Annotated in this window: 20 protein-coding genes and 2 tRNA genes; 15 read left to right on the top strand and 7 right to left on the bottom strand. The window is 34.2% G+C overall.

All coding sequences use genetic code 11. The features are described from left to right. Positions 1–12 precede the first annotated feature (12 nt). On the top strand, positions 13–315 hold the full coding sequence (locus C8C83_RS05615) for a thioredoxin family protein (protein ID WP_068844990.1): 303 nt from the start codon (positions 13–15) through the stop codon (positions 313–315). Between the two features lie 28 nt (positions 316–343). On the opposite strand, the gene C8C83_RS05610 is transcribed toward C8C83_RS05615, so the two are convergent. Both C8C83_RS05610 and C8C83_RS05605 read right to left on the bottom strand, forming a co-directional pair. Beyond that, positions 344–979, bottom strand: coding sequence for a polysaccharide deacetylase family protein (locus C8C83_RS05610; protein ID WP_099710728.1), 636 nt, complete (start codon positions 977–979; stop codon positions 344–346). Between the two features lie 91 nt (positions 980–1,070). Continuing rightward, positions 1,071–4,349 (bottom strand): DUF2723 domain-containing protein, encoded by a 3,279-nt coding sequence (locus C8C83_RS05605; protein ID WP_121326868.1) that lies wholly within the window; start codon positions 4,347–4,349, stop codon positions 1,071–1,073. 245 nt (positions 4,350–4,594) lie between these two features. Between C8C83_RS05605 and C8C83_RS05600 the strand changes: the two genes are divergently transcribed. Both C8C83_RS05600 and C8C83_RS05595 read left to right on the top strand, forming a co-directional pair. Continuing rightward, positions 4,595–4,665 (top strand) — tRNA-Gln (locus tag C8C83_RS05600). Positions 4,666–4,761: 96 nt separating this feature from the next. Next, positions 4,762–4,832, top strand: a tRNA-Gln gene (locus C8C83_RS05595). A 222-nt stretch (positions 4,833–5,054) separates the two neighbouring features. On the opposite strand, the gene C8C83_RS05590 is transcribed toward C8C83_RS05595, so the two are convergent. From C8C83_RS05590 to C8C83_RS05580, 3 genes are all read right to left on the bottom strand, one after another. Next, positions 5,055–5,861, bottom strand: coding sequence for an AraC family transcriptional regulator (locus C8C83_RS05590; protein WP_121326867.1), 807 nt, complete (start codon positions 5,859–5,861; stop codon positions 5,055–5,057). A gap of 70 nt (positions 5,862–5,931) precedes the next feature. After that, entirely contained in the window at positions 5,932–7,347 is a 1,416-nt protein-coding gene (locus C8C83_RS05585; RefSeq protein WP_121326865.1) for an aldehyde dehydrogenase family protein, read from the bottom strand. 205 nt (positions 7,348–7,552) lie between these two features. Beyond that, positions 7,553–8,377, bottom strand: coding sequence for a universal stress protein (locus tag C8C83_RS05580; protein WP_121326863.1), 825 nt, complete (start codon positions 8,375–8,377; stop codon positions 7,553–7,555). Positions 8,378–8,553: 176 nt separating this feature from the next. On the opposite strand from C8C83_RS05580, the gene rimP reads away from it, so the two are divergent. From rimP to C8C83_RS05560, 4 genes are all read left to right on the top strand, one after another. Further along, positions 8,554–9,018, top strand: coding sequence for a ribosome assembly cofactor RimP (gene rimP / locus C8C83_RS05575; RefSeq protein ID WP_165877227.1), 465 nt, complete (start codon positions 8,554–8,556; stop codon positions 9,016–9,018). Positions 9,019–9,031: 13 nt separating this feature from the next. Next, positions 9,032–10,279: a transcription termination factor NusA gene (nusA, locus tag C8C83_RS05570; protein ID WP_099710734.1), complete on the top strand. Its 1,248-nt coding sequence runs from the start codon at positions 9,032–9,034 to the stop codon at positions 10,277–10,279. Positions 10,280–10,327: 48 nt separating this feature from the next. After that, positions 10,328–13,216, top strand: a complete 2,889-nt coding sequence (gene infB, locus C8C83_RS05565; protein WP_121326861.1) for a translation initiation factor IF-2 — start codon at positions 10,328–10,330, stop codon at positions 13,214–13,216. Positions 13,217–13,483: 267 nt separating this feature from the next. Next, positions 13,484–14,281: a phosphatase PAP2 family protein gene (locus C8C83_RS05560; RefSeq protein WP_233566009.1), complete on the top strand. Its 798-nt coding sequence runs from the start codon at positions 13,484–13,486 to the stop codon at positions 14,279–14,281. Here C8C83_RS05560 and C8C83_RS05555 read toward each other — a convergent pair. Further along, a complete protein-coding gene (locus C8C83_RS05555; RefSeq protein ID WP_121326859.1) occupies positions 14,278–15,078 on the bottom strand; it encodes a helix-turn-helix transcriptional regulator in 801 nt (266 codons plus the stop codon). The genes C8C83_RS05560 and C8C83_RS05555 overlap by 4 nt on opposite strands. Positions 15,079–15,176: 98 nt before the next feature. On the opposite strand from C8C83_RS05555, the gene C8C83_RS05550 reads away from it, so the two are divergent. Next, positions 15,177–16,385 carry an MFS transporter gene (locus C8C83_RS05550; protein ID WP_121326858.1) on the top strand — a complete coding sequence of 403 codons (1,209 nt, stop codon included), beginning with the start codon at positions 15,177–15,179 and terminating at the stop codon, positions 16,383–16,385. 120 nt (positions 16,386–16,505) lie between these two features. On the opposite strand, the gene C8C83_RS05545 is transcribed toward C8C83_RS05550, so the two are convergent. Beyond that, positions 16,506–16,895, bottom strand: a complete 390-nt coding sequence (locus tag C8C83_RS05545) for an SPOR domain-containing protein (RefSeq protein WP_121326856.1) — start codon at positions 16,893–16,895, stop codon at positions 16,506–16,508. A 219-nt stretch (positions 16,896–17,114) separates the two neighbouring features. On the opposite strand from C8C83_RS05545, the gene C8C83_RS05540 reads away from it, so the two are divergent. From C8C83_RS05540 to C8C83_RS05510, 7 genes are read left to right on the top strand one after another with little or no spacing between them, the layout of a single operon-like run. Beyond that, positions 17,115–18,446, top strand: coding sequence for a c-type cytochrome (locus tag C8C83_RS05540; protein WP_121326854.1), 1,332 nt, complete (start codon positions 17,115–17,117; stop codon positions 18,444–18,446). A 32-nt stretch (positions 18,447–18,478) separates the two neighbouring features. Further along, a complete protein-coding gene (locus C8C83_RS05535) occupies positions 18,479–21,532 on the top strand; it encodes a TAT-variant-translocated molybdopterin oxidoreductase (protein WP_121326852.1) in 3,054 nt (1,017 codons plus the stop codon). Positions 21,533–21,566: 34 nt separating this feature from the next. After that, entirely contained in the window at positions 21,567–22,967 is a 1,401-nt protein-coding gene (gene nrfD, locus C8C83_RS05530) for an NrfD/PsrC family molybdoenzyme membrane anchor subunit (RefSeq protein WP_041516374.1), read from the top strand. Beyond that, entirely contained in the window at positions 22,960–23,484 is a 525-nt protein-coding gene (locus tag C8C83_RS05525) for a DUF3341 domain-containing protein (RefSeq protein ID WP_121326850.1), read from the top strand. The genes nrfD and C8C83_RS05525 overlap by 8 nt, the downstream gene beginning before the upstream one ends. A gap of 8 nt (positions 23,485–23,492) precedes the next feature. Next, positions 23,493–24,038 carry a cytochrome c gene (locus tag C8C83_RS05520; protein WP_121326848.1) on the top strand — a complete coding sequence of 182 codons (546 nt, stop codon included), beginning with the start codon at positions 23,493–23,495 and terminating at the stop codon, positions 24,036–24,038. 27 nt (positions 24,039–24,065) lie between these two features. Continuing rightward, positions 24,066–25,460 carry a quinol:cytochrome C oxidoreductase gene (locus tag C8C83_RS05515; RefSeq protein WP_121326846.1) on the top strand — a complete coding sequence of 465 codons (1,395 nt, stop codon included), beginning with the start codon at positions 24,066–24,068 and terminating at the stop codon, positions 25,458–25,460. A gap of 19 nt (positions 25,461–25,479) precedes the next feature. Next, positions 25,480–26,670, top strand: coding sequence for a cytochrome c oxidase subunit II (locus C8C83_RS05510; RefSeq protein WP_121326844.1), 1,191 nt, complete (start codon positions 25,480–25,482; stop codon positions 26,668–26,670). Positions 26,671–26,681 lie beyond the last annotated feature (11 nt).

Below are 26,681 nucleotides of genomic sequence, written 5' to 3'. Positions count from 1 at the left end.
ATTTTTGGTTTTATGTCAAAATTTGGAGAACTTATAAATGCTCAAGTTCCAGTGTTAATTGATTTTTACACGGATTGGAACGAATCATCTGTATCGATGCATCCTGTTATTAAGGATGTTGCGGCTGCGCTTGGCGATAAAGCTAAGGTGATTAAAATTGATGTGGATAAAAATCAGGAATTAGCAGAAGCGCTGCGTATAAAGGGACTTCCTACTTTAATGATTTATAAAGAAGGGCAAATGATTTGGAGACAATCAGGAGAACTTGATGCAAATACAATTATTGGAATTGTCCAGGAACAATTTAACTTATAGAATACTACTTCTTTTTATTTGATATTATTTAGTGAATAATATCAAATTTATATCCATTTTCTTTTAAAAAATGTAAGGTTTTAGGTAGCGCAAATTTTAAATTCTGCGATGCTTTTATGCTATCATGAAATACAATTACACTTCCTGATTTTACATTTTTGGTAACATTTTCAAGGCATTTTTCTGGAGTAATGCTTTGGTCAAAATCAGCGCTTAAAACATCCCACATAATTATTTTATAGCCTAGATTTCTTAGGATTTTAGATTGCGCTTTTTTAATCTTCCCGTAAGGAGGACGAAATATCAGGTTGCATGTTTTTTCTTCTTCCAGAACAGCTGCGCAATTCTTAACGTTTTCAATATAGTCGTTATTGTTGCTTTTCCAGCCATTAACATGATTCATAGTGTGATTACCTATTGCATGTCCGTCTGTTAATAGTTTTTCAAATAAAGACAAATTGGCTTTAATGTTTTTTCCAATGCAGAAAAAAGTAGCTTTTGCATCAAACTTTTTCAATTCAGACAAAACCCAATCCGTAACCTCAGGAGTTGGGCCATCATCAAACGTGAGGTATATTTTCTTTTCTTTGTTTGGAATGTCCCAACAATATTTAGAAAATACCCTTTTTATGAATGAATTTGTTTTTACCCAGTAAAAGCTCATTTGGAAGGTTTTAGTGATATGTAAATTTAAAAAATGCAGCGCTATTTATCAAACAGTGCTGCATTTTTTTAATTGCTATATTTTTCGTATATTATTCTTTTTCTCGACCAAAACGTTCAAAAACGTTTACATAAGTATTAAAAGTTACTTTATGTTTTTCGTAGAATGCTTTGTCGTTGTTTTTCTTCATCACTTCCAATAAGCTTCTGTAACGTTCGATATCAGTAATAATATCCATTGCCAGATCTGTTTGGTCGCCAGGAGTCAAAGTCGCATAATAATTTAAGTTCTCTTTGTATTTTTGAACTAATTTATTCAATAAGTCATGTGCTTTCGCAGTTTCACCAACTTTGTAATATCCATTAGTAAAAGGTTCAACAAGAGAATAATATCCAAATTTATCCAGAGGCATTTTTGTTATCGCTAAGTTGATAACATTCTTAGCTTTATCAATTTTACCTTCTGCGATAAGTTGATCCATTAAACGCGATAAATTCGTGCGATATGTGATGCTGTTTCTTCTGGTTTCAGGATCGTGATAGATATTACCATTACTATTACCCCAATCCCATTTCATTACAATGTCATACATTTTATCGGCGTCAATTTGTCCCATGTCCATTGGTCCGCCATCTTTTGAAGGAACATTTTTAATAGGAACCAATTTGTAAACCATTCCGTCTAATTGTAAATAGTTTTTTAACCAAAGATAATCTTCATCATCAAAAGCTCCGCCACTAAAGTAAATTGGTCTTTTCCAATTGTTATTAGCTAAGATATCTAACATCATTAAACGGTTTTTGTATAAGGCTCTTCCTTTGATATTAATATCGATATAAGGTACAATAGAATCGTTGTATTTTGGATCTACAACTTTGTTTTTAATGATAGTATTTTTGTCAACACTCAATCTTATTTTATTTGTTGGATAAAAGTGAATTGTTTGTCCGTTTTGTAATCCAACAGTAGATTTTGGGTTTTTTATGAAAGACATTAAATCTTTGATATCCCAACGAGTTTCAACTTTTTGAATGTAAGCTACATAATCTAGTTTGTCTCCCACATATTCGTCATGTGTAAATGATATTGGTAATGGATCAGATTCGTATGATTTCGCTTTCATTTGGTCAATATACCAATCAGTCATAAATAAACTTGTATTTACGATTTTTACATCGGTTCTAATGTGTTCAATTTCTTGCGCATACCAAAGCGGGAACGTATCATTATCTCCAATAGTAAATAAGATAGCATCTTTATCGCAGGAATTTAAATATGCTTTTGCCATTGCAACCGCAGTGTATCTTTCAGATCTGTCATGATCATCCCAGTTTTGAGACGCCATTAAAACTGGAGCTGCTAAGAAAGTTGCTGCAATAATAATAGGTCCTGCAATTTTTGGAGCGATGTATTTTTGGATGCTTTCATATAGAGAATAAACTCCAAAACCTATCCAGATTGCAAATACATAGAAGGATCCTACAAGTGCATAATCTCTTTCACGAGGCTCAAAAGGTCGTTCATTTAGGTATATTTTTAATGCAATTCCGGTAAATAAGAATAATGCCAGAAGAACATAAAAACTTTTAAGGTCTTTATTTGCGTGATACATTATTCCGATTAAACCTAAAATAAAAGGTAGGAAAAAGTAAACGTTACGTCCTTTATTGTTTAAAACATCAGTAGGTAAGTTGTCTTGAGAACCAAGGTGTACTGAGTCAAGCATTTTGATTCCGCTGATCCAGTTTCCATCCAGATTATCATATTTTCCTTGAACATCACTTTGACGGCCAACAAAATTCCACATCAAATATCTCCAATACATATATCCAAATTGATATTCGAACATAAAACTGAAATTGTCTGCAGTTGTTGGTTTTTCTATGATTAAATACTCACCATAGCTATTTAAGAATTTAACGTAGCCTTCGTTGTCGATTTGTTTTTGAGCGTAAGCTTTTCTGAATTCTGAAACTGTTTTTTCAACTTCATTTCGCAATTGTGCAGTTGCTTTGTTGTATTCATCTTCACTTAATTGACTTGCGTCAATTCCGTATTTTGCTAAATCTTCATCGTAACTATGATTTGGATCTATTTTGAAACTAGGAGGATTTGTGAAGCTAATATAATTTTGGATGTGTCCGGTTTCGGTGCTCCACATTCTTGGAAGAATCGTCTTCTGATTATCATCAGAATTTTGTTCTGCATTTTTATAATTGTTGGTAATGATATATTTACCAGTTTTATAATCTCTTTCGTAGTTAGGTTTTTTGTCTAAGTAAGGAGTTTTTGCATCCAGACCGGCAAAAAGTTCTGTGTATTGAGGTCCGTAAAACAATGGGTTTACACCGTATTGCTCACGATTATAATATGCTAAAACCTCTGTAGCATCAGATGGTTTGTTTTCGTTGATTACAGTATTGGCGTTAGCACGAACCGGTAACATAATCCAGGTTGAGAAACCAATAAGAATAAATAAAATACAAAGAATAATAGTGTTGTAGAAAACTAATCCTTTTTGTTTGGTGTATTTAAGGCCAAAATAAAAGAAAGCAATAAATAATAAAGCTACAAAGATAGTTCCTGAGTTAAAAGGTAATCCCATGCTGTTTACCATGAAAATCTCGGTTTTACCAAAGAAAGCCATTGTTAATGGTAGTAAAAGCTTGAAGATAAACAATAGAATTGCAATTACTACAGCATTGGCAATAATGAAGTTTTTTATAGTAACTTTTTCGTAGTGTTTGAAATAGTAAAGAAAGCCAATTGCGGGAATAGTCAAAAGTGCCATGAAGTGAACACCAAATGAAAGTCCGATAACAAGAGAAATGATCAATAACCATTTGTTTCCTTTTGGCTTATCCATGTCTTGTTCCCAGCGTAATCCAAGCCAAAAAAGTAATGCGATTAATAGAGATGCCATTGCATAAACTTCGGCTTCAACGGCATTAAACCAGAAACTGTCAGAGAAAGTATAAGCAAGGGCTCCAACGAAAGAGCTTCCTAATATAACGATAGAATTGTTTTGATCAATCTCAGCAAAACGAGCAACGATTTTTTTCAAAATCATTGATGAAGACCAGAACATAAATAGAATGGTGAATGCGCTTGAAAAAACAGACATCATATTTACCATCACAGCGACGTGTTGAGCGTCTATAGCAAACATTGCAAAAAAGGCACCCATCATCTGGAATAGTGGTGCTCCTGGTGGGTGACCAACTTCTAGTTTAGCTGCTGTTGCAATATATTCGCCACAATCCCAAAAGCTCATGGTGGGTTCAACAGTTAGTGTATAAGTAGTTAAAGCGATTGCAAATGCAAACCAACCAATAATTGTATTCCATTTATTGAAATTGAATTGTGCCATATTTAGGTGTTATAATTATGTATGTTTTCTATCCTACAAAGAAAATGTTTTTTTGTTTAAAGAGAAGAGCATTAACATAAAATTCTACAAAAGTATTTGATTGTATTAATCTGTTGTTTGTTAAATGGTTGCGTGAACATTACGAGTTTGAAAGAAAAAAAATGAAAAAAAAACGAGTTTTTTTTATTAAAAAGTTTGCGCAAACTAAAAAAAGCTCTAAATTTGCACTCGCTTAACAGCAACGCTGGTCTATGGTGTAATGGTAACACAACTGTTTTTGGTGCAGTCTTTCAAGGTTCGAGTCCTTGTAGACCAACATAAAAAGCCTCTCAAACGAGAGGCTTTTTTATCTCAAAAGCTTTGTTTTAGCTAAAAAAGCTTTAAATTTGCAGTCTGTATAAGTGTTTTTTATTGGTCTATGGTGTAATGGTAACACAACTGTTTTTGGTGCAGTCTTTCAAGGTTCGAGTCCTTGTAGACCAACAAAAAGCCTCTCAATAGAGAGGCTTTTTTTATGGAATAAACTTAGTGATTTTAACCGCAAAGAACGCTAAGTTTTTGTCTTATTGTTGTGATTGCAAATAGAAAGTTCGCAAAGCTTTGTCAATTATGGCTTTGCGAACTTTGCGTTGATATTAAATCTTATAAGTAAAAAACCTTACGTTCTTTGCGGTTGAATTCTAGGCTGGATTTTAAAAGGCAGTGTTATTTAGAGAGTAAAGATGACGGAACTATTCCGAATTTCTTCTTGAATGAAAATGAAAAATGTGAAAGATCTTCAAAGCCAACGCCTATATAAACTTCTGATGGCGGTGTTCCTTGATTAATTAGATAATAAGCTTCCTGAAGTCTTTTGTTTAATAACCATTTTCCGGGTGTTTGTTGGAATACTTTTTGGAAATCTCTTTTAAAAGTGGCTAAGCTTCTTCCTGTCAAATAAGCAAAACGATTAAGATGTACATTAAAATGGAAGTTTTTATTCATAAAAGCTTCGAGATCCATTTTTCCAGGTTCGCTAAAATCAAATAAAATATCTTTTAATTCCGGATTTACTTTAAGTAAAAGATGAACGGCTTCTTTTATTTTTAAATTAAATAGGGTTTCGTTGTTTTCTTGCTCAACTTCAAGATAGGATATGAGTGATTCCATGAAAGATTTGTATAGCGGATTTGGTGCTAATGTAATCATGGTTTCGGAATCTGTTCTTTTGTTGATTTTAAAGTCATATTCTTTGCTTATTTCGCGTAAAATTTCCTGATCCAGAAAAAGAGATATTGTTTTGAATTCGCCTCCTTCAGGTGGTATTTTGGTGAATTTTGCTAAATTATTTCTTTTGCTAAAGCGAAAATCCCCTGCTTTTGTGAGATAGGTGTTTTTGCTGTCTGAAGCAGTCATTTCTCCTGAAATCTGATAACTAAAGACGTGTTCCGGTATAAAATGTTCGCCTTCACGACTGCGTGCGTAATAGCAGGAGTAAAGTATTTGAGGTTTTGTATTTGTTTTTGCAGTCATATTGTAAAGTTATAAAAAGATCCGGAAAATCTTTTTGTCTAAAGATGTCCGGATCTGTTAATGTTGTTTTTTATTGAATTAATGCTCTTGGTTCAAGATATGCTTCGAGTCCTAAGACTCCGAATTCTCTTCCTATTCCTGATTGTTTAAATCCGCCAAAAGGTGCCATTGGATCATGTCCGATTCCGTTTATCTGAACGCGTCCTGCATTAATTTGTGAAGCAACTTTGTGAGCTCTTTCTTTGTTTGATGAACTTACATAAGCTTGTAGTCCGTATGTCGTATCATTGGCTATTTCGATTGCTTCTTCTTCGGTTTTATAACTAATAATGGATAAAACCGGGCCGAATATTTCTTCTCTCGCAATGCGCATTTGGTTGTTTACATTAATAAAAACGGTTGGTTTTACAAAGTTTCCTTTTTCTAATCCTTCTGGTTTTCCTAAGCCGCCAACAAGAATTTCTGCACCTTCATTTATCCCTGTTTGAATGTAATCCTGAACGCGATCGTATTGTTTATTGCTGACCATTGGTCCAACTGCTGTCGTTTCGTTTTTTGGATCGCCAACAATTGTTTTTGAAACTATTTCTTTAACAAGAGTTTTGACTTCGTCAAGTTTATTTTCGGGAACTAATAATCTTGTTCCTGCAATACAGGCTTGTCCGTTGTTCATGTAAGCGGCAATTATAGCTAACGGAATTGCTTCTGAAAAATTAGCATCGTCTAAAATAATATTCGGAGATTTTCCTCCAAGTTCAAGTGTAACGCGTTTCATGGTATTAATGGCTTCTGTTGCAATAATTTTTCCGACAGTCGTTGATCCTGTAAAAGAAATTTTTGCAATATCCGGGTTACGGCTTATTTCGGCTCCAACAACTTCACCAAGTCCGTTTACGATATTAAAAACGCCTTTTGGTAGTCTTGCTTCATGAAGGCATTCTGTTATTAATTGCGTTTGCTGAGCGCTCATTTCGCTTGGTTTTATAACTGTTGTGCATCCTGCGACAATTGCAGTTGATAATTTGCTGCATATAAAACCATTGCTTGAATTCCAGGGGATAATAATTCCTACAACTCCCAGTGGCGTCATTTGAACTTCAGATTCTCCCATTTTTTTAGTGAAATCATAAGTGCTTAATAGGTTAATCGCGGAATCAAAACCTTTTAGCATATACTCGTAGCTGATTGTTGAAAATTGAAGCGTTCCGCCGTATTCTTCGACCATTACATTTATGAAATCTACTTTTCTTTTTTCGATGGCAGTTTTTATGTTTTTTAGGTATTGAATTCTTTCTGCGATTGTGGTTTTTGAGAAGGTTTTAAAAGCTTTTTTTGCTGCATTTATTGCATTTTGGGTATCTTCTTTGTTTCCTAAAAGAACCCTTCCTAGTTTTTCGTTTGTTGTTGGACTTATTAAGTCAAAATATTCTTGTCCTTGCGGAGTTACGAATTCTCCATTAATGTAGATTTTGTCTATTGTTTTCATGTTGTGTTTTATTATGATTTTTATTTGACAAATTTCTATATTAATTAGCTCTTCTGTTTTGTTGAAAAGCTCAGATGTACTTTGCTAAAAAGCTCATGTGATTTTTTTTAAGGAACAATTGAATAATATTTATATGTAAAAAAAAAGCCCTTCATTTGAAAGGCTTTTGGTGAGGATAAATGTTTTGTCTTTGTAGAATATTTGCTTAAATCTTAAAGGTTACGACAGGTTTTATGGTATGGTTTACTAGGCCTTCGCTGATACTTCCGTTAAAAAAGTGAGCAAAACCAGTTCTTCCGTGTGTGCACATTCCAATAATGTCAGCGTTTATGCTGTTTGCAAAATTGATAATTCCTTTTTCGATATTGGTGTCGTTATAGATTTGAGTAGTGTAATTGGTGATATTGAATTCAGATATAAAATTATCCATGGCTTTTTGAAGAACATGTGTTGGTTTAAAGCTGTTTGGAGTGCAAATTGTAACTAAATGAATTTTTGATTCGAAGAATTTAGTGAAATTCAAAAGTTTTTCGAAAGGTTTTTTTGTTTCTTCAGAAAAGTCAGAAGCAAATACGATATTTCCTACTTTGAAGTCTGTGATGTCTTTTTTGATTACCAAAACGGGAATTTCAGAATTTCGGACTACTTTTTCGGTATTTGAGCCTATTAAAAGTTCTTCAATTCCAGAGGAACCGTGTGAACCCATAACGATTAAGTCAATTTCATGATCTTTGCTTACCTGAGTAATTCCATGAATTGGCTTGTCAATTTTTACAATTTCAGTTACTTTTATTCCTTCAAGATATGGTTTTGATGAAATTTCGTCAAGCATTTCGTTTGCCTTTTTCATGAAAAGCATGGTTTCCGGAATGCTTGCGCCGCCCAAAATTGCATCATTCATCTGATGTGGTAATTCAAGCATGTGCAAAATGATAATTTCGGAATCGTTTTTTTGGGCAATTTTGGCAGCAACTTTTAAAGCGTCTTCTGCGTGTTCTGAGAAGTCGGTAGGTACTAGAATTCGTTTCATGATCTTTAGGGGTTAAATAATGTGAAATTCCGTTATTTTAATGCTACTATAAAGATAAGAAATATTTTTAGAGCAATCTATTTATTTTGATTTATAAAAAAAACACTATATTTGCACCGTTATTTATTAAAATCTAAATAATGAGGGGACTAAGTGTCCCCTCTTTTTATAAAATTATGACATTTAAAGAAAAAGTAAACGGATTAATTACAGAAGCTCTTCTGGAAAAACCATCAATCTTTTTGATTGATCTGGCTATTTCTGACTCTTTTAAAATTAGTGTTGGCTTAGACGGAGATAATGGAGTGGCGCTGCAGGATTGTATCGATATTAGTCGTGCAGTCGAGAATAATCTGGATCGTGAAGAACAGGATTTTTCGCTTGAAGTAGCATCGGTTGGAGTAGGATCACCATTGAAATTGACAAGACAATACAAGAAAAATATTGGTAGAACGTTGATTGTTACTACAAATAATGAAAAAATTGAAGCAGAATTAGTGGAAGCTAACGATGTTTTTATAATTTTGTCTTGGAAAGCAAGAGAACCGAAAAAAGTAGGAAAAGGAAAAGAAACAGTTCAAAAAGAGCAACAAATACCTTATACAGAAATTAAAGAGGCAATTGTTACAGTAACATTTTAATTAAAGAATTCGCATGGAAAATTTAGCATTAATCGATTCATTCTCAGAGTTTAAAGATAATAAACTTATTGATCGTGTAACGCTTATGGCAATTTTAGAGGACGTGTTTAGAAATGCATTGAAGAAAAAATACGGTTCTGATGATAACTTCGATATTATTATTAATCCTGATAAAGGTGATATGGAGATATGGAGAAGAAGAGTAATTGTTGCTGATGAAGATCTTGATTTTGAAAATGAAGAAATTACATTGACAGAGGCTAGAATGATCGAAGCGGATTTTGAAATTGGTGAAGAAGTTTCTGAAGAAGTTAAATTGATTGATTTAGGACGAAGAGCTATTTTAGCTTTACGCCAAAACTTAATATCTAAAATTCACGAACACGATAATACAAATCTTTATAAACAATTTAAAGATATTATTGGTGATATTTATACTGCCGAAGTGCACCACGTTCGCCCAAGAGTTGTTATCTTAGTAGATGATGAAGGGAACGAAATTGTGCTTCCGAAAGAAAAACAAATTCCGTCTGATTTTTTCCGTAAAGGAGATAATGTACGTGGAATCATTGAAAGCGTTGAATTAAAAGGAAACAAACCTCAAATTATTATGTCTAGAACTTCTGAGAAGTTTTTGGAGAAATTGTTTGAACAAGAAATTCCTGAAGTTTTCGACGGATTAATTACTGTTAAAAATGTAGTTCGTATTCCTGGTGAAAAAGCAAAAGTAGCGGTAGATTCTTATGATGATAGAATTGATCCTGTTGGAGCTTGTGTTGGTATGAAAGGATCTCGTATTCACGGAATTGTTCGCGAATTAGGAAACGAAAATATCGACGTAATCAACTATACAAACAACATTCAATTGTTTATTACAAGAGCATTAAGCCCTGCAAAAGTTTCTTCTATCAAAATTGATGAAGAAAACAAAAGAGCTGAAGTATTCTTGAAATTAGAAGAAGTATCTAAAGCAATTGGTAGAGGAGGTCACAATATTAAATTAGCAGGTCAGCTTACAGGCTATGAGCTGGATGTTATTAGAGAAGGTGATGTTGCTAGTGGTGAAGATGATGACGTTGAATTAACTGAGTTTTCAGATGAAATTGAAGGCTGGGTTATCGAAGAATTTGCAAAAATTGGTTTAGATACAGCTAGAAGTATCTTAAAACAAGAAGTAGAAGATTTAGTAAGAAGAACAGATTTAGAAGAGGAAACAATTCTTGATGTTATGAAAATACTAAAAGAAGAGTTTGATAGCTAGTTATCTGCTCTAACAACACAACGAAAAAGGTAATAATAAAAAGGTTATATGTCTGAAGAGAGAGTAATAAGAATAAACAAGGTTTTAAGGGAATTAAATATTTCGTTAGAAAGAGCTGTTGATTATCTAAAAGATAAGGGAATTGCTATTGATGCAAATCCAAATGCGAAAATTTCTGATAGCGAATTTAATATCCTACAAAGCCAATTTGCGGGCGATAAGGGGAATAAGGAAGCTTCTAAAGAGGTAGGAGAAGAGAAAAGAAAAGAAAAAGAAGCATTACGTGTTGAGCGTGAGAAAGAAATTGAGGATAAACGCAGACAAGACGAGGAACGCCAAAAGCAACAAGAGATTATAAAAGCGAGAGCTGTTGTAACCGGACCTGTTCAAGTTGGTAAAATTGATTTAAATCCAAAGAAACCTGCAGTTGTTTCTACTCCTCCTATTGTTGAGGAACCAGTTAAGGCTGAAGAACCAAAAGTAGTTGTTGCTCCAACTCAACCAGAAAAACCTGTTCAAAAAGAAGTTGTACAGCCTGAGCCGGTAGTGGTTCCTGTAGTTTCTGAAGAGAAAAAGGTAGAAAAACCAATTATTACAGAGAAAAAAGAAGTAAAAGTGGAAGCTCCTAAAGTAGCACCGGAACCTGTTATTTCAACAGATCCTACAACTGCTGAGGAAACTATCACTACTCAATATCAAAAATTATCTGGAACTACTCTTACTGGACAAACAATTGATTTATCTCAATTTAATAAGCCTAAGAAAAAGAAAGAAGATCCAAAGATAACTCCTAATAAACCGGGAGCTCCTGGAGCAAATAATAATAACGCTAACAAAAATAAGCGTAAAAGAATTGCTCCTAAGCCTGGAACTCCGGGTGCACCAAAACCTGCAACAGGTAATGCGCCGGGAACTCCAAATCCTAATAAAATCACACCTAATACCGGTGGTGGAGGATTTAATGCTAACAGAAGTGCAAGACCAGGTTTTGTAAAAGGAAACCGTCCTGCAATTGTAGCTAAAGTTGAGCCTACTGAAGAGGAAGTAAAAAACCAAATTAGAGAGACTCTTGAAAAACTTCAAGGTAAAGGTGGAAAATCTAAAGCTGCTAAATACAGAAGAGATAAAAGAGATACACACCGTCAGAAATCTGATGAAGAGCAAAGAGCACTTGACGAAGGAAGTAAAACTATTAAAGTTACTGAGTTTGTTACTGTAGGTGAAATTGCGATCATGATGGATGTGCCGATTACTAAAGTAATTGGAACTTGTATGTCTCTTGGTATCATGGTTACCATGAACCAACGTCTGGATGCTGAAACATTAACTATCGTTGCCGATGAGTTTGGTTACGAAGTTGAGTTTATTACAGTTGATATTGAAGAAGCAATCGAGGTTGTTGAAGATAAAGAAGAAGACTTAGTAGTAAGAGCACCAATTGTTACTGTAATGGGTCACGTCGATCACGGTAAAACATCTTTACTGGATTATATCCGTAAAGAAAATGTTATCGCTGGTGAGTCTGGAGGTATTACACAGCACATTGGAGCATATGGAGTAACTTTAGATAACGGTCAAAAAATCGCATTCTTAGATACACCGGGTCACGAGGCGTTTACCGCGATGCGTGCACGTGGAGCTCAAGTTACGGATATCGCGATTATTGTTGTAGCGGCGGATGATGATATCATGCCACAAACAAAAGAGGCGATCTCTCACGCACAAGCTGCTGGAGTGCCAATTATATTTGCAATCAATAAAATTGATAAACCAAATGCGAATGTTGAGAAAATCAAAGAGCGTTTGGCTAGTATGAATTTACTTGTTGAAGATTGGGGTGGAAAAATTCAGTCACATGATATTTCTGCAAAAGTTGGAACAGGAGTAAAAGAATTATTAGAAAAAGTTTTATTAGAGGCTGAGATTTTAGATTTAAAATCGAATCCAAATAAAGCAGCGCAGGGAACTGTAGTTGAGGCTTTCTTAGATAAAGGAAAAGGATATGTTTCTACAATCTTAGTTCAACACGGAACTTTAAGAGTTGGAGATTATATGTTGGCAGGAAAACATCATGGTAAAATTAAAGCTATGCATGACGAACGTGGACATATTGTTAAAGAAGCTGGTCCGTCTACTCCGGTATCTGTTTTAGGTCTTGATGGAGCTGCAACTGCGGGTGATAAGTTTAACGTTTTTGAAGACGAAAAAGAAGCAAAACAAATTGCATCAAAACGTTCTCAATTAATGCGTGAACAATCTGTACGTACACAACGTCATATTACACTTGATGAAATTGGTCGTCGTATTGCTCTTGGTCAGTTTAAAGAGTTGAACGTAATCCTTAAAGGAGACGTTGATGGATCTGTTGAAGCATTATCAGATTCGTTCTCTAAACTATCTACTGAAGAAATTCAAATTAATATTATCCATAAAGGTGTTGGAGCAATTACTGAAACTGATGTTATGTTGGCTTCTGCTTCTGATGCAATCATTATCGGATTTAACGTTCGTCCTGCTGGAAATGCTAGACAACTTGCTGATAAAGAGGAAATCGATATCCGTTACTACTCTATTATTTACGCTGCTATCGATGACTTGAAAGATGCGATGGAAGGAATGTTAGCTCCTGAGATGAAAGAAGAAATTTTAGGAACAGCTGAAATTCGTGAGATTTTCAAAATTTCTAAAGTTGGTTCTATTGCAGGATGTATGGTTATGGATGGTAAAATCATGAGATCTTCTAAAATTAGAGTTATTAGAGATGGAGTAGTGGTGCATACAGGTGAACTTGTTGCATTGAAACGTTTCAAAGATGATGTTAAAGAAGTTTCTAAAGGTTACGATTGTGGTATCCAGATTAAAGGTTACAATGACATTGAAGAAAGAGATGTTATTGAAGCGTACCACGAAGTTGCTATCAAGAAAAAATTGAAATAAAATTAAATATTTTTCAAATATAAAAATCCCGAGCAATCGGGATTTTTTTTGTTTAATACTTTTTAAAATATCATATAAATAAATCAGTGATTCAGCTAGCATTGCGAATTTTTGCTGTCAGAAAAATTAATGTAAGTTGATTTATGATTGTTTATATGTTTCAATTTATAATTTGAAACAAAAATGTAAGATATTGATTATGTTTTATATTAAGATAATTGATTTCTTTGTATTGCTTTTGGTTTATTTAAAAATCAAAGCTTACTAATGAAGGTGCTTCTTATGAGATTGAAAGTATTTCATATTATTACTACACTTTTTGATAAAGGTTTTAAATCAAAGAATGCTGCGCGTACATTTACAAACGTTGAGCAGCTTAGAGAAATAATGCCTGATTTATTACATGGTTATTTGAAGGAAGACGAGATGCCAAATAGTTTGATATTGTTAGCGCCACCACCGGAACACACATCAGAAGCTTTTGAGTTTGATTTAGAATATGCTAAAAAAGCTGTAAAAGCGGAAGATAAAATTCGGTTTATGCAAGCTGCCGCTGATGCAAATTTATCTTTTCCCGCCGCAGTTAAATCTTTTGAGTCTACTTTGGGTATTGAGATTAGTGAAGCAAAAACTCCTAAGCTTTATTTGTTAATGCGTAGGGTAATGACTGATGCCGGATTGTCTACATATGCAGCTAAGAATCATTATAATCGAGAACGACCATTTGTTGTTACAAATACAAAAACTTGTACTCCGGAACAGGAAGAGGTGTTACGTAAAGTTGGTTCTTTTCCTTCGGGACATGCTGCCGTTGGCTGGGCGTGGGCATTGGTTTTTAGTGAAATTTTTCCTTACAATGAGAGAATGATTTTAAGGCGAGGATATGATTTTGGTGAAAGCCGCATAATTTGTAATGCACATTGGCGTAGTGATGTAGAAATGGGAAGAGTAATGGGAAGAGCAACTGTAGATTGTCTAAGGGATAATTTAGTTTTTCAAGATGATTTGGCAATAGCTAAGGAGGAAGTACTCATGATTTTAAAAGAGACAGAAAATAATGCTTAGTATTCTGTTTTATTTTCGAGAATATAATTTGAAGGGGTCTTTCCTAAATTTTTTTTGAACATAAAAATAAATGCACTGGTTGTTTCGTAACCCAAATCAAAAGCTATTTCCTTTATGGATTGTTTTTCTCCTAATCTTTTTATTGCCTCCAGTAATTTTAATCTAATTCTCCAGTCGCTAAAACTCATTCCTAATTCTTTAATGAAGAGTCTGGATAAAGTTCGGCTGCTCATGTAAGATAGATCGGCAAAATATTCTATTGTTTCTTTGTTGGCAACATCATTAATTAAGAGATCAATAATGTTTTTGAGTTTTATGTGATTGCTTGTGGGTAAAAAAGTAGAACTTGGGCTAATTAGAGCCAATTCATCTAAAAATACATCCATAATTCTTCTTTGTGTAGGAGTTATATTTTCATGATCTTCAAAAGAAATAATTTTAAACATTAGCTGTTTTAGAAATACCGAAATATCAAAAGAAAAACTAGTCGGCGGCAGATTGTTTGTGTATGATGGATCAATAAAAACGCTATGTAGATTGACATTTTTCTGAAAAGCTACCTGATGTTCAACCCCGCCTGCAATCCATAATCCTTGTAATGGATTTACAACCCAAATTTGATTTTCTACAACTACATTCATTACGCCGCTTGTCGCGTAAAGAAGTTGTGCTCGTGGATGCGAATGCAATGAGCAAACTGCATCTGTAATTGTTTCGGTATATCCCACAACTGGAAGAAATGGATTTATTTGAAATCCAAGGTCAACAACAAGATATGTCTGATAATCGTTATTCATTGTCCAAATGTAGTAATTCTGACAATGTATTTAATAGGATCTTTGTCGAAAATAAATACTTTAAGATGTATTAGTGTTCAAAATTAAAATTACAACCTATGACAAATGTTAAAACGCAACCCGAGGTAGTTCAGAAAACTATCTATTCTATACTTTTTATTATTAGCTTTTCTCACTTTATTAATGATTTGTTGCAAGCAGTAATTCCTTCTGTTTATCCCTTGTTTAAAGAAAAGTTTAATTTGAGTTTTGCTCAGATTGGTATGATAACTTTTACGTACCAACTTACTGCTTCTATTTTACAACCGTTTGTGGGGATGTATACAGATAAAAAATCTAAGCCGTATTCATTAATTATAGGAATGAGTTTTACGCTATTGGGACTATTTTTTGTGTCGATTGCATCGAGCTTTACTTATTTATTAGTAGCAGTTAGTTTGATTGGTATTGGTTCTTCTATTTTTCATCCGGAATCGTCAAGAGTGGCACATTTGGCTTCAGGTGGAAAAAGGGGATTAGCACAATCTATTTTTCAACTTGGCGGGAATGCAGGTAGTGCGGTTGGTCCTTTATTGGCTGCTTTAATTGTGATTCCATATGGACAATTCTATATAATCTGGTTTTGCCTGATAGCCTTAATTGGAATTTTTGTTTTATATAGAATAGCAATTTGGTACAGTGCGCATTTAGAATTAAAACGCCAAAACAAAGAAACGGGGCGTGAAGTTTTTACGTATCAATTGTCTAAAAAAAGAGTGGTATTTTCATTGGCTATTTTGTTGGTTTTAATTTTTTCGAAATATTTTTATTTAGCAAGCATTACTAGTTATTATACCTTTTTCTTGATTGATAAGTTTAATATTTCGATTCAGGAATCCCAGATTTATTTATTTGCGTTTTTAGGTGCAGTTGCTGCAGGTACATTAATTGGAGGTCCATTGGGAGATAGGTTTGGTAGAAAATATGTGATTTGGATTTCTATCTTAGGAGTTGCGCCATTTACTCTTTTGCTTCCGTATGCTTCGTTATTTTGGGTTGGTATTTTGTCAGTAATAATTGGGTTGATAATTTCTTCTGCGTTTTCGGCTATTTTGGTTTATGCGACAGAATTATTGCCTGGTAAAGTTGGCTTAGTGGCGGGATTGTTTTTCGGTTTTGCTTTTGGAATGGGAGGTCTGGGATCTGCTATTTTAGGTAAATTAGCTGATTTGACCAGCATAACTTATGTTTTTAAAATTTGTGCCTTTTTGCCTTTGATTGGTGTTTTGACAGGGTTTTTGCCTAATCTTGAGAGTAAAAAGGGGTAATTCTATTTTTTGAATTTTAAGCGTTAATATATTCTTGTAATTTGGATATATAGGATATAAAAAAAGCATCAGCTACTGCTGATGCTTTTTTTGTTTTTTAAGTGTTTTTTTAGGAAGATTTTATTTGCTTGGTTTGATCAAAAATACGCTTTTGTATCTCTTTTTGATTTCAGCTAAATTTCTTTCTGCTTCGATTCTTGTTTTAAAATTTCCAACGATTACTTTATAGTTTGGTGTGTTGAAAATTATTGTGCCGTCTATATCACTATTTTCTCTTTTGAAATCTGCTAGAGCTTTTTTTGCTTCCTCGCTTTTCCCGCTAAAAATTTGAATTTTATAAGTATCGTTTGTGTTTATTGACGTGTTAATTTTGCGCTTGTCGTTTAATAATTGCTCAAATTTGGGATCTTGATTTAGTGTTAAATTTTGGTCTTGAGCATGAATGTTATATGCTAAAGTGAACATTGCTAGTGTTAAGAAAACTCTTTTTGAGTGGGTTAAAATTCTCATAATGTGATGGTTTTTATGCAAAAATAGTATTTAAAGTTTGTATGGAAAATTTTAATATTATTTAGAATTGATATAAATTGATATTTAAGAGTATTTTAAGGTTTTGAGAATAGTTCATAAGTCGTATTTTTGTGCAAGTTTTAAAAGAAGGTATTAGTTTTTTGTTGATTTACTACAGAAAAAATCATACCAAAAATTAGTAGATAATTATTATACTATATGAAAAAGGTGGGTAACCATAATTCGATCTCCAGAAAATTGCTGCTTAGCTTATCGCTAACGCTGATTTTCTCCCTAACTTCATTTGCTCAAGATGCTGCTGCTGCTCCGGCGGCGCCTGCTGCTGCCGCTCCGGCTGCAACTTCAGGTGGTGATCCAGTAAAAGGGAAAGAACTTTTTAATGCAAATTGCGCTGCATGTCACAAATTAGATGCTAAGTCAACAGGTCCTGCTTTAAGAGGGGTTGCTTCTAAGCACGAAATGGCTTGGATCTACAAGTGGGTTCATAACAGTTCTGAAGTAATTAAATCAGGTGATGCTGTTGCAGTAAAACTTTTTGAAGAAAACAATAAGTCTGTAATGACTTCTTTTCCTCAATTATCTACAGGTGATATTGATAATATTATCGCTTATACTTCTGAAGTAAAAGCTGAGCCTGCTGCTGGTACACCTGGAACTGTTCCTCCTGGGGAAAAAGTTGAAGGTGGTGGAATTTCTAATAACGTTATTTTAGGAGCTCTTGCTCTTGTAATGGCTATTTTGGTTGTTATGTTGTTCATGGTGAACAAAGTATTAACTAAAGTTGCTAGTAATAACGGAATTGAAGTTGCTCCTAAAGAAGCTAGACTTCCAATTTGGAAAGCTTTTGCTAAAAACCAATTCTTGGTATTAGTTACTTCTATATTCTTGCTTTTGGCAAGTGGTTATTTTGTGTATGCTTTCTTAATGCAAGTAGGTGTAGATCAAAATTATGAGCCAATTCAGCCAATTCACTATTCTCATAAAATTCACGCAGGAGATAACGAGATCAATTGTAAATATTGTCACTCTGCTGCTCGTGTGAGTAAAAACGCAGGTATTCCATCTTTGAATGTTTGTATGAACTGTCATAAAAACATTTCTGAAGTTGCTGAGTCTACTGCTACTCCTGAGTACAGTAAAGCTTACTACGATGGTGAAATCCAGAAGTTATATACTGCTGTTGGTTGGGATAAAGCTAAACAAGCATATACTGGAAAAACGCAGCCTGTAAAATGGGTTCGTATTCATAATCTTCCTGATTTTGTTTACTTCAACCACTCTCAACACGTTACTGTTGCAGGAGTTGAATGTCAAACTTGTCACGGTCCAGTGCAGGAATTTGAGATCATGAAGCAATATTCTAAATTAACAATGGGATGGTGTGTTGATTGCCATAGAAAAACTGATGTTAAGATGGAAGGAAATGCATATTATGATAAAATTCATGCTGAACTTTCTAAAAAATACGGTGTAGAGAAATTGACTGCAGCGCAAATGGGAGGTTTAGAATGCGGTAAATGCCACTATTAATCGAATTATTAAGATTTTAATATTTATATACAATGTCATCAAACAAAAAATACTGGAAAAGTGTTGAAGAACTAGAAAATAGTTCTATTGTTGAGGCGCTTAGAAATAACGAATTCGTTGAAGAGATTCCTACAGAAGAATTCTTAGGGAATGCAGATGCTTTAGCTCAATCTGGAACTTCACGTCGTGACTTTTTAAAGTACGTAGGATTTAGTACTGCAGCGGTAACTCTAGCTGCCTGCGAAGGTCCGGTTCACAAGTCTATCCCTTACGTGTTACAACCAGAACAAATCATTCCTGGTGTTGCAGATTATTATGCGACTACTGTTTTTGATGGTTTTGATTTTGCTAACTTATTAGTAAAAACTCGTGAAGGTCGTCCAATTAAAATTGATAACAATACTATTTCTGGAGCTAAGTTTTCAGCCAATGCTAGAATTCATGCGTCTATCTTATCATTATATGATAGCATGCGTTTGAAAGAACCTAAATTGGAAGGAAAAAATAGTAGCTGGTCTGCTGTTGATTTGAAAATAAAATCAAGTCTTGCGGATGCAAAAGCAAAAGGTGGACAAGTAGTATTGTTGACAAATACTTTAGCAAGTCCATCTACTGAGAAATTAATAGGTGAATTTATTGCTAAAAACCCAAATGCAAAACACGTTGTTTATGACGCTGTTTCTTCTTCGGAAGCATTAGATGCATTTGAAACAGTTTACGGAGAAAGAGCTCTTGTTGATTACGATTTTTCAAAAGCTTCTTTAATTGTTTCTGTTGGAGCTGATTTCTTAGGAGATTGGCAAGGTGGTGGATACGATGCCGGATATGCTCAAGGACGTATTCCTCAAAACGGAAAAATGTCACGTCATTTTCAGTTCGAATCAAACATGACATTGTCTGGTGCTGCTGCTGATAAGCGTATTCCAATGACTCCAGCGGATCAAAAACAAGCGTTAGTTTTAGTTTATAATGTTATTGCAGGTACTTCTGTTCCGGTTTCTTTGGATGCTAAATTTAAAACAGAAGTTACTAAAGCTGCTCAACAGTTAAAAGCTGCTGGGTCTAAAGGAGTTTTAGTATCTGGAATTGAAGATAAAAATGCTCAATTATTAGTTTTAGCTATCAATCAGGTATTGGCTAGTGAAGCTTTTAATACAGCTGGTACAAGACAAATTAGAAAAGGATCTAATGCGGCTGTATCTCAAGTAATAAAAGATATGAATGCTGGAAGTGTTCATACTTTAATCATGAGTGGTATTAATCCGGTTTATACATTAGCTGATTCAGCTTCTTTTGTGTCTGGATTGAAAAAAGTAAAAACTTCAGTTGCTTTCTCTTTAAAAGAAGATGAAACGGCTTCAGTTGTTACAATCGCTGCTCCGGCTCCTCATTATTTAGAATCATGGGGTGATGTTGTGATTACTAAAGGAACTTATAGTTTAACTCAACCAACTATTCGTCCTATATTCAATACAAAACAATTTCAAGATGTTTTATTATCATTAAACGGAGTTCCTGGAAATTTCTACGATTATCTTAAAGCTAGTTCGGCTGGGATTATTGCTGGTTCTTCTTGGAATAAAGTTTTACATGATGGTATTTTTGTAATTGGTTCTACTGCTTTATCTGCAGGTTCTATTGATTATGCTGCTGCTGCAAATGCGGTTTCAAAATCAAAAGCTGCCGGAGAATTTGAATTAGTATTGTATACTAAAACAGGTTTAGGAGATGGACAACAAGCAAACAATCCTTGGTTGCAAGAGTTCCCAGATCCAATCACAAGAGTTTCTTGGGATAACTATGTTACGGTTTCTAATGCTGATGCTAAAAAACTTGGTTTAACAAATGAGATTGTTGCGAACGGAGGTTTAAACGGAAGTTATGCTACAATTACTACTGCTGACGGTTTAAAATTAGAAAATGTTCCAGTTATTGTTCAGCCAGGACAAGCTGTTGGAACAGTTGGTTTAGCAGTTGGTTATGGTCGTAAAGCGGCTTTAAAAGAAGAAATGGTCGTAGGTTTAAATGCTTACGCTTTATATAAAAACTTCAATAGTGTTCAATCTGTTTCTATTGCTAAGGCAAATGGAGTACATGAGTTTGCTTGTGTTCAAGGACAGAAAACATTAATGGGTAGAGGAGATATTATTAAAGAAACTACTCTTGAAATCTTTAATACTAAAGATGCTGAATTTTGGAACGAACAACCAATGGTATCTTTAGATCACGAAGAAGTAAAAGCTACTACTGTCGATTTATGGGAATCATTTGATCGTTCTACTGGACATCACTTTAACCTTTCGATTGACTTGAACGCTTGTACAGGATGTGGAGCATGTGTTATTGCTTGTCATGCCGAAAACAACGTTCCTGTAGTAGGAAAAGCTGAAGTAAGAAGAAGTCGTGATATGCACTGGTTGCGTATTGATAGATATTATTCTTCTGAAAGTACTTTTGAAGGTGATAACGAAAGAAAAGAGAATATCGCTGGTTTATCTAGTTCATTATCTACATTTAATGAAATGGAAAAACCTGGAGATAATCCACAAGTTTCATTCCAACCAGTTATGTGTCAGCACTGTAATCACGCACCATGTGAGACAGTTTGTCCAGTTGCTGCAACATCTCATGGTCGTGAAGGTCAAAACCACATGGCATACAACAGATGTGTTGGTACTCGTTACTGTGCTAACAACTGTCCATATAAAGTACGTCGTTTCAACTGGTTCTTGTATAACAAAAACAGCGAATTCGATTATCACATGAATGACGATTTAGGACGTATGGTATTAAACCCAGACGTAAACGTTCGTTCTCGTGGTGTTATGGAAAAATGTTCAATGTGTATTCAAATGACACAAGCTACTAAATTAAAAGCTAAAAACGAAGGTCGCCCAGTTGCTGATGGCGAATTCCAAACAGCTTGTTCTAACGCTTGTTCTTCTGGAGCAATGATATTTGGTGATGTTAATGATAAAGAAAGTAAAGTTGCTAAATTAGCGGCTGATGAAAGATCATATCACTTATTAGAGCATGTAGGAACAAAACCTAATGTGGTTTACCATGTTAAAGTTAGAAATACTTAGAATAAATTATTAATTAAGAAACATATAAAGGATTATGTCGTCTCACTACGAAGCACCCATTAGAAAACCTTTAGTTATTGGTGATAAATCTTATCACGATGTAACTGTAGATGTAGCTGCGCCTGTTGAAGGACCTGCAAACAAACATTGGTGGATTGTATTTTCAATCGCACTAATAGCCTTCCTTTGGGGGTTAGGTTGTATAATTTACACCGTATCTACCGGTATTGGAACATGGGGATTAAATAAAACAGTTGGTTGGGCTTGGGATATCACGAACTTCGTTTGGTGGGTTGGTATTGGTCACGCCGGAACATTAATTTCTGCGGTATTATTACTTTTCCGTCAACGTTGGAGAATGGCGATTAACCGTTCTGCAGAAGCGATGACTATCTTCTCTGTTGTTCAGGCTGGTTTATTTCCAATTATTCACATGGGACGTCCATGGTTAGCGTATTGGGTTTTACCTATTCCAAATCAATTTGGATCTTTATGGGTAAACTTTAACTCACCATTACTTTGGGACGTTTTCGCAATCTCAACATATCTTTCAGTATCATTAGTGTTCTGGTGGACTGGTTTATTGCCTGACTTTGCAATGCTACGTGATAGAGCGGTAACTCCTTTTACAAAAAGAGTTTATTCTATCCTAAGTTTTGGATGGAGTGGAAGAGCTAAAGATTGGCAACGTTTTGAAGAAGTATCATTAGTATTAGCTGGTTTAGCTACTCCTCTTGTACTTTCTGTACACACGATTGTATCGATGGACTTTGCTACTTCTGTAATTCCTGGATGGCATACAACAATTTTCCCTCCATACTTCGTTGCTGGAGCGGTATTCTCAGGATTTGCAATGGTAAACACATTGTTGATCGTTATGAGAAAAGTATCTAATCTTGAAGCTTATATTACACTACAACATATTGAGTTAATGAATATTGTAATCATGATTACAGGTTCTATAGTTGGTGTAGCATATATTACTGAGTTATTTGTGGCTTGGTATTCAGGAGTAGAATATGAGCAATATGCGTTCTTAAACAGAGCTACCGGACCTTACTGGTGGGCATATTGGTCGATGATGACTTGTAACGTTTTCTCTCCACAATTTATGTGGTTCAAGAAATTAAGAACAAGTATCATGTTCTCTTTTATTATTTCGATTGTAGTAAACATCGGAATGTGGTTTGAAAGATTCGTAATTATTGTTACTTCTTTGCATAGAGATTACCTTCCATCTTCTTGGACAATGTTTTCACCAACATTTGTTGATATTGGAATTTTCATTGGAACAATTGGTTTCTTCTTCGTATTGTTTTTATTATACTCTAGAACATTCCCTGTAATTGCTCAGGCAGAGGTTAAAACAATTTTGAAAGGAACAGGAGATAATTACATTAGAGAAAGAGCAAATAAAGATTCACATCATGAGTAATAAAGTAATATACGCCATTTATAATGACGATGATATTTTGATGGATGCAGTAAAGAAAACCAGAGCTGCTCATCATCATATTGAAGAAGTTTTTACTCCATTCCCAGTTCACGGATTGGATAAAGCTATGGGTTTAGCACCAACAAGATTAGCAATTTGTGCATTTTTATATGGATGTGTTGGTATTTCTGTTGCAACAACCATGATGAGTTATATCATGATTCATGACTGGCCACAGGATATTGGAGGTAAACCAAGTTTTAGCTTCATTCAAAATATGCCTGCATTTGTGCCTATTATGTTTGAGATGACAGTATTTTTTGCTGCTCACTTAATGGTAATTACTTTTTATATGAGAAGTAGATTATGGCCATTCAAAGAAGCTGAGAATCCTGATGTAAGAACAACAGATGACCATTTTTTAATGGAAGTTGCTGTAAATGATAACGAAGTAGAACTAGTTTCTTTTTTCGAAGGTACAGGAGCTGTTGAAGTTAAAGTAATTGAAAAGAATTAATTGTAGCTATGAAAAGGATATATAAAATAACACTTTTAGTTGGTATAACTATTTTAGTTTCATCTTGCCACAATAATTCGGCACCAAACTATCAGTATTTCCCTAATATGTATGAGTCTGTAGGATATGAAACCTATTCAGAAGCAAAAATATTTAAAGGTGGAAAAGAAGGACAGCTTCCTGCAGAAGGAAGTATCAATAGAGGTTTTGAGCCTTATGAATATGAAAATTCAACTGCAGGTTACGAATTGGCAAAAGCTAATTTAAAATCTCCTTTGGATTCTATCGAAAGAAATTCCGGAAAAGGAAAAGAACTTTTCGAAATTTACTGTATTAGTTGTCATGGTGCAACTGGAAACGGTAAAGGTAAATTGGTTGAAAGAGAAAAATTTCTTGGAGTACCTAACTATAAAGACAGAGACATCACTGAAGGAAGTATCTTTCACGTTGAAACTTATGGTCTAAATGCAATGGGTTCGCATGCAAATCAATTAAGTGCCCACGAACGTTGGTTAGTTGCTGACTATGTTCTAAAACTAAGAAGCCAATTATAATTGTTGAACAAACTGATCGTAATAGATATGTATACATTTTCAAGTAAATTAAAAACTTTTTCTATCATCCTAATGGCCCTTGGTATATTAGGAATTGGATATGGTTTTTTAACTGCTCCTAAAGATATTCAAGAAGTTGAAAAAATTCTAGCTGCAGATGCACATGGATCTCATGGTGCTGCGCATGAAGCAACAGCAGAAACATCACATCAAGAAGCTGGACATCACGAAGCTGCTGAAGCTTCACATGAATCACACAAAGGTGGTGAGCATGAAACAGTAAATGCTGCTGATGAGCACAAAGAACATTTAACGCATGTATTGCACCAATTGCAAAATAAGCCTTGGTCAGCTTTATACGTTGCTTGTATTTTCTTCTTACTACTTTCTATGGGAACTTTAGCATTTTATGCTATTCAACAAGTTGCTCAGGCAGGTTGGTCTCCAGTTTTGTTTAGAGTTATGCAAGGAATCACGGCTTACTTACCAGTAGGTTCAATTATTTTCTTTGTTATTTTAATTCTTTGCGGGTTGCACTTTAATCATGTTTTTGTATGGTTAGGTGAAGGGGTTACTGATCCTGCTAGTGCAAATTATGATAAAATTATCGCTGGTAAAGCAGGTTATTTAAACTTCACTTTCTGGATTATTAGAGCGGCTATCTTTTTAATAGGATGGAATTTATATCGTTACCAATCTAGAAAAAATTGTTTAGCTCAAGACGAAGCTAACGATGATCTATATTACAAAAAGAACTTTAAGTTAACTGCTGGTTTCTTAGTATTCTTTATCGTGTCTGAGTCTATTATGTCTTGGGATTGGATTATGTCAATTGATCCACACTGGTTCAGTACTTTATTTGGATGGTATGTTTTCGCATCTTTCTTTGTAAGTGGTATTACTGCAATTGCATTAGTAACTGTTTACTTAAAATCTAAAGGATATTTAGAGTATGTAAATACAAGCCATATTCATGATTTAGCTAAATTTATGTTTGGTATTAGTGTTTTCTGGACTTATTTATGGTTCTCTCAATTCATGTTAATCTGGTATGCTAACATTCCGGAAGAGGTAACTTACTTCGTAACAAGAATTCAATTATACAATTTACCATTCTTTGGTGCTGTAGTTATGAACTTTGTGTTCCCATTATTAATATTAATCAACACAGACTTCAAACGTCTTAGCTGGGTTATTGTAATGGCAGGTATTGTTATCTTATTAGGTCACTATGTAGATTTCTTTAATATGATTATGCCTGGTACAGTTGGAGATAAATGGTTTATTGGAGTTTCTGAAATTGCATCTATACTTTTCTTCTTAGGTTTATTTATTTTTGTTGTATTTACTGCATTAACTAAAGCTCCTTTGTTAGCAAAAAGAAATCCTTTCATTGAAGAAAGTAAACATTTTCATTATTAATATTTAAAGAAGTAAACAGATGACAAGTTTGTTGGTAATTATAGTTTTAGTTTTATTAGCAGTTGCATTGTGGCAATTGACCAAGATATTTGATCTTACTCAAGTAGGATCTTCTTCGGACGATTCTCAGGTTGCATCGGATAATGATAATAATATTCAAGGGTATATTATGTTTGGCTTCTTAGCTTTCATATATATATTTACGATTTATGGTTTACTAAAATGGGGTGGTTTAGCACTTCATACTCCTGCTTCAGAGCATGGACTTTTAGTAGATAACTTAATGAATATTACTTGGGTTTTAATTTTTGTAGTTCAATTTATTACACAAGGTTTATTATATTGGTTCTCTTTCAAAAATAGAGGTCATAAAGATAAAAAAGCATTATTCTTTGCTGATAGTAATAAATTAGAAGCAATTTGGAGTATTATTCCATCTGTAGTTTTGGCTTGTTTGATTCTTTACGGATTGTACGCTTGGAACAACATTATGTTCGTTGATAAAGATGAAGATGTAATCGAAATCGAATTATATGCTCAACAATTCAAATGGACTGCAAGATATGCTGGACAAGATAATGTTTTAGGAAAAGCAAACGTACGTTTGATTGAAGGTGTGAATACTTTAGGAGTTGATATGTCAGATCCTAATTCTCAAGATGATATCGTAGTTTCTGAATTGCATATTCCAAAAGGTAAAAAGATACATTTCAAAATGCGTTCTCAAGACGTATTGCACTCAGCTTATATGCCTCACTTTAGAGCGCAAATGAACTGTGTTCCCGGAATGGTTACTGAGTTTGCTTTTATTCCAACTTACACAACTTCTGAATACAGAGAGTTACCATTTATGGTCGAAAAAGTTGCGAACATCAATAAACTAAGAGCTGAAAAAAGTGTTGAGTTAGTTGCTAAAGGTGGTACAGCTTTAGATCCTTATACATTTGATTATTTATTATTATGTAATAAAATTTGTGGAGCTTCTCATTACAACATGCAAATGAAAGTTGTTGTTGATACTCCTGAAGAGTATAAAAAATGGTTAAGCGAAAAAACTACTTTAGCACAGGATATTAAAACGGCTGAAGCTGCTAAAAAACCAGCTGAAGAAGCAGGAGCGAAAGCGACTACAGATAGTACTGCTAAAGATACTGTTAAAGCAGTTATTGATACTGTAAAAGCAGTTGTAGCTAAAGTTGCTATGAAATAATATTTATTAAG

Source organism: Flavobacterium sp. 90, assembly GCF_004339525.1.
Lineage (GTDB): Bacteria > Bacteroidota > Bacteroidia > Flavobacteriales > Flavobacteriaceae > Flavobacterium.
Note: the sequence above shows the minus strand (reverse complement) of the source record. Positions and strands in the feature narration are given on the sequence as shown.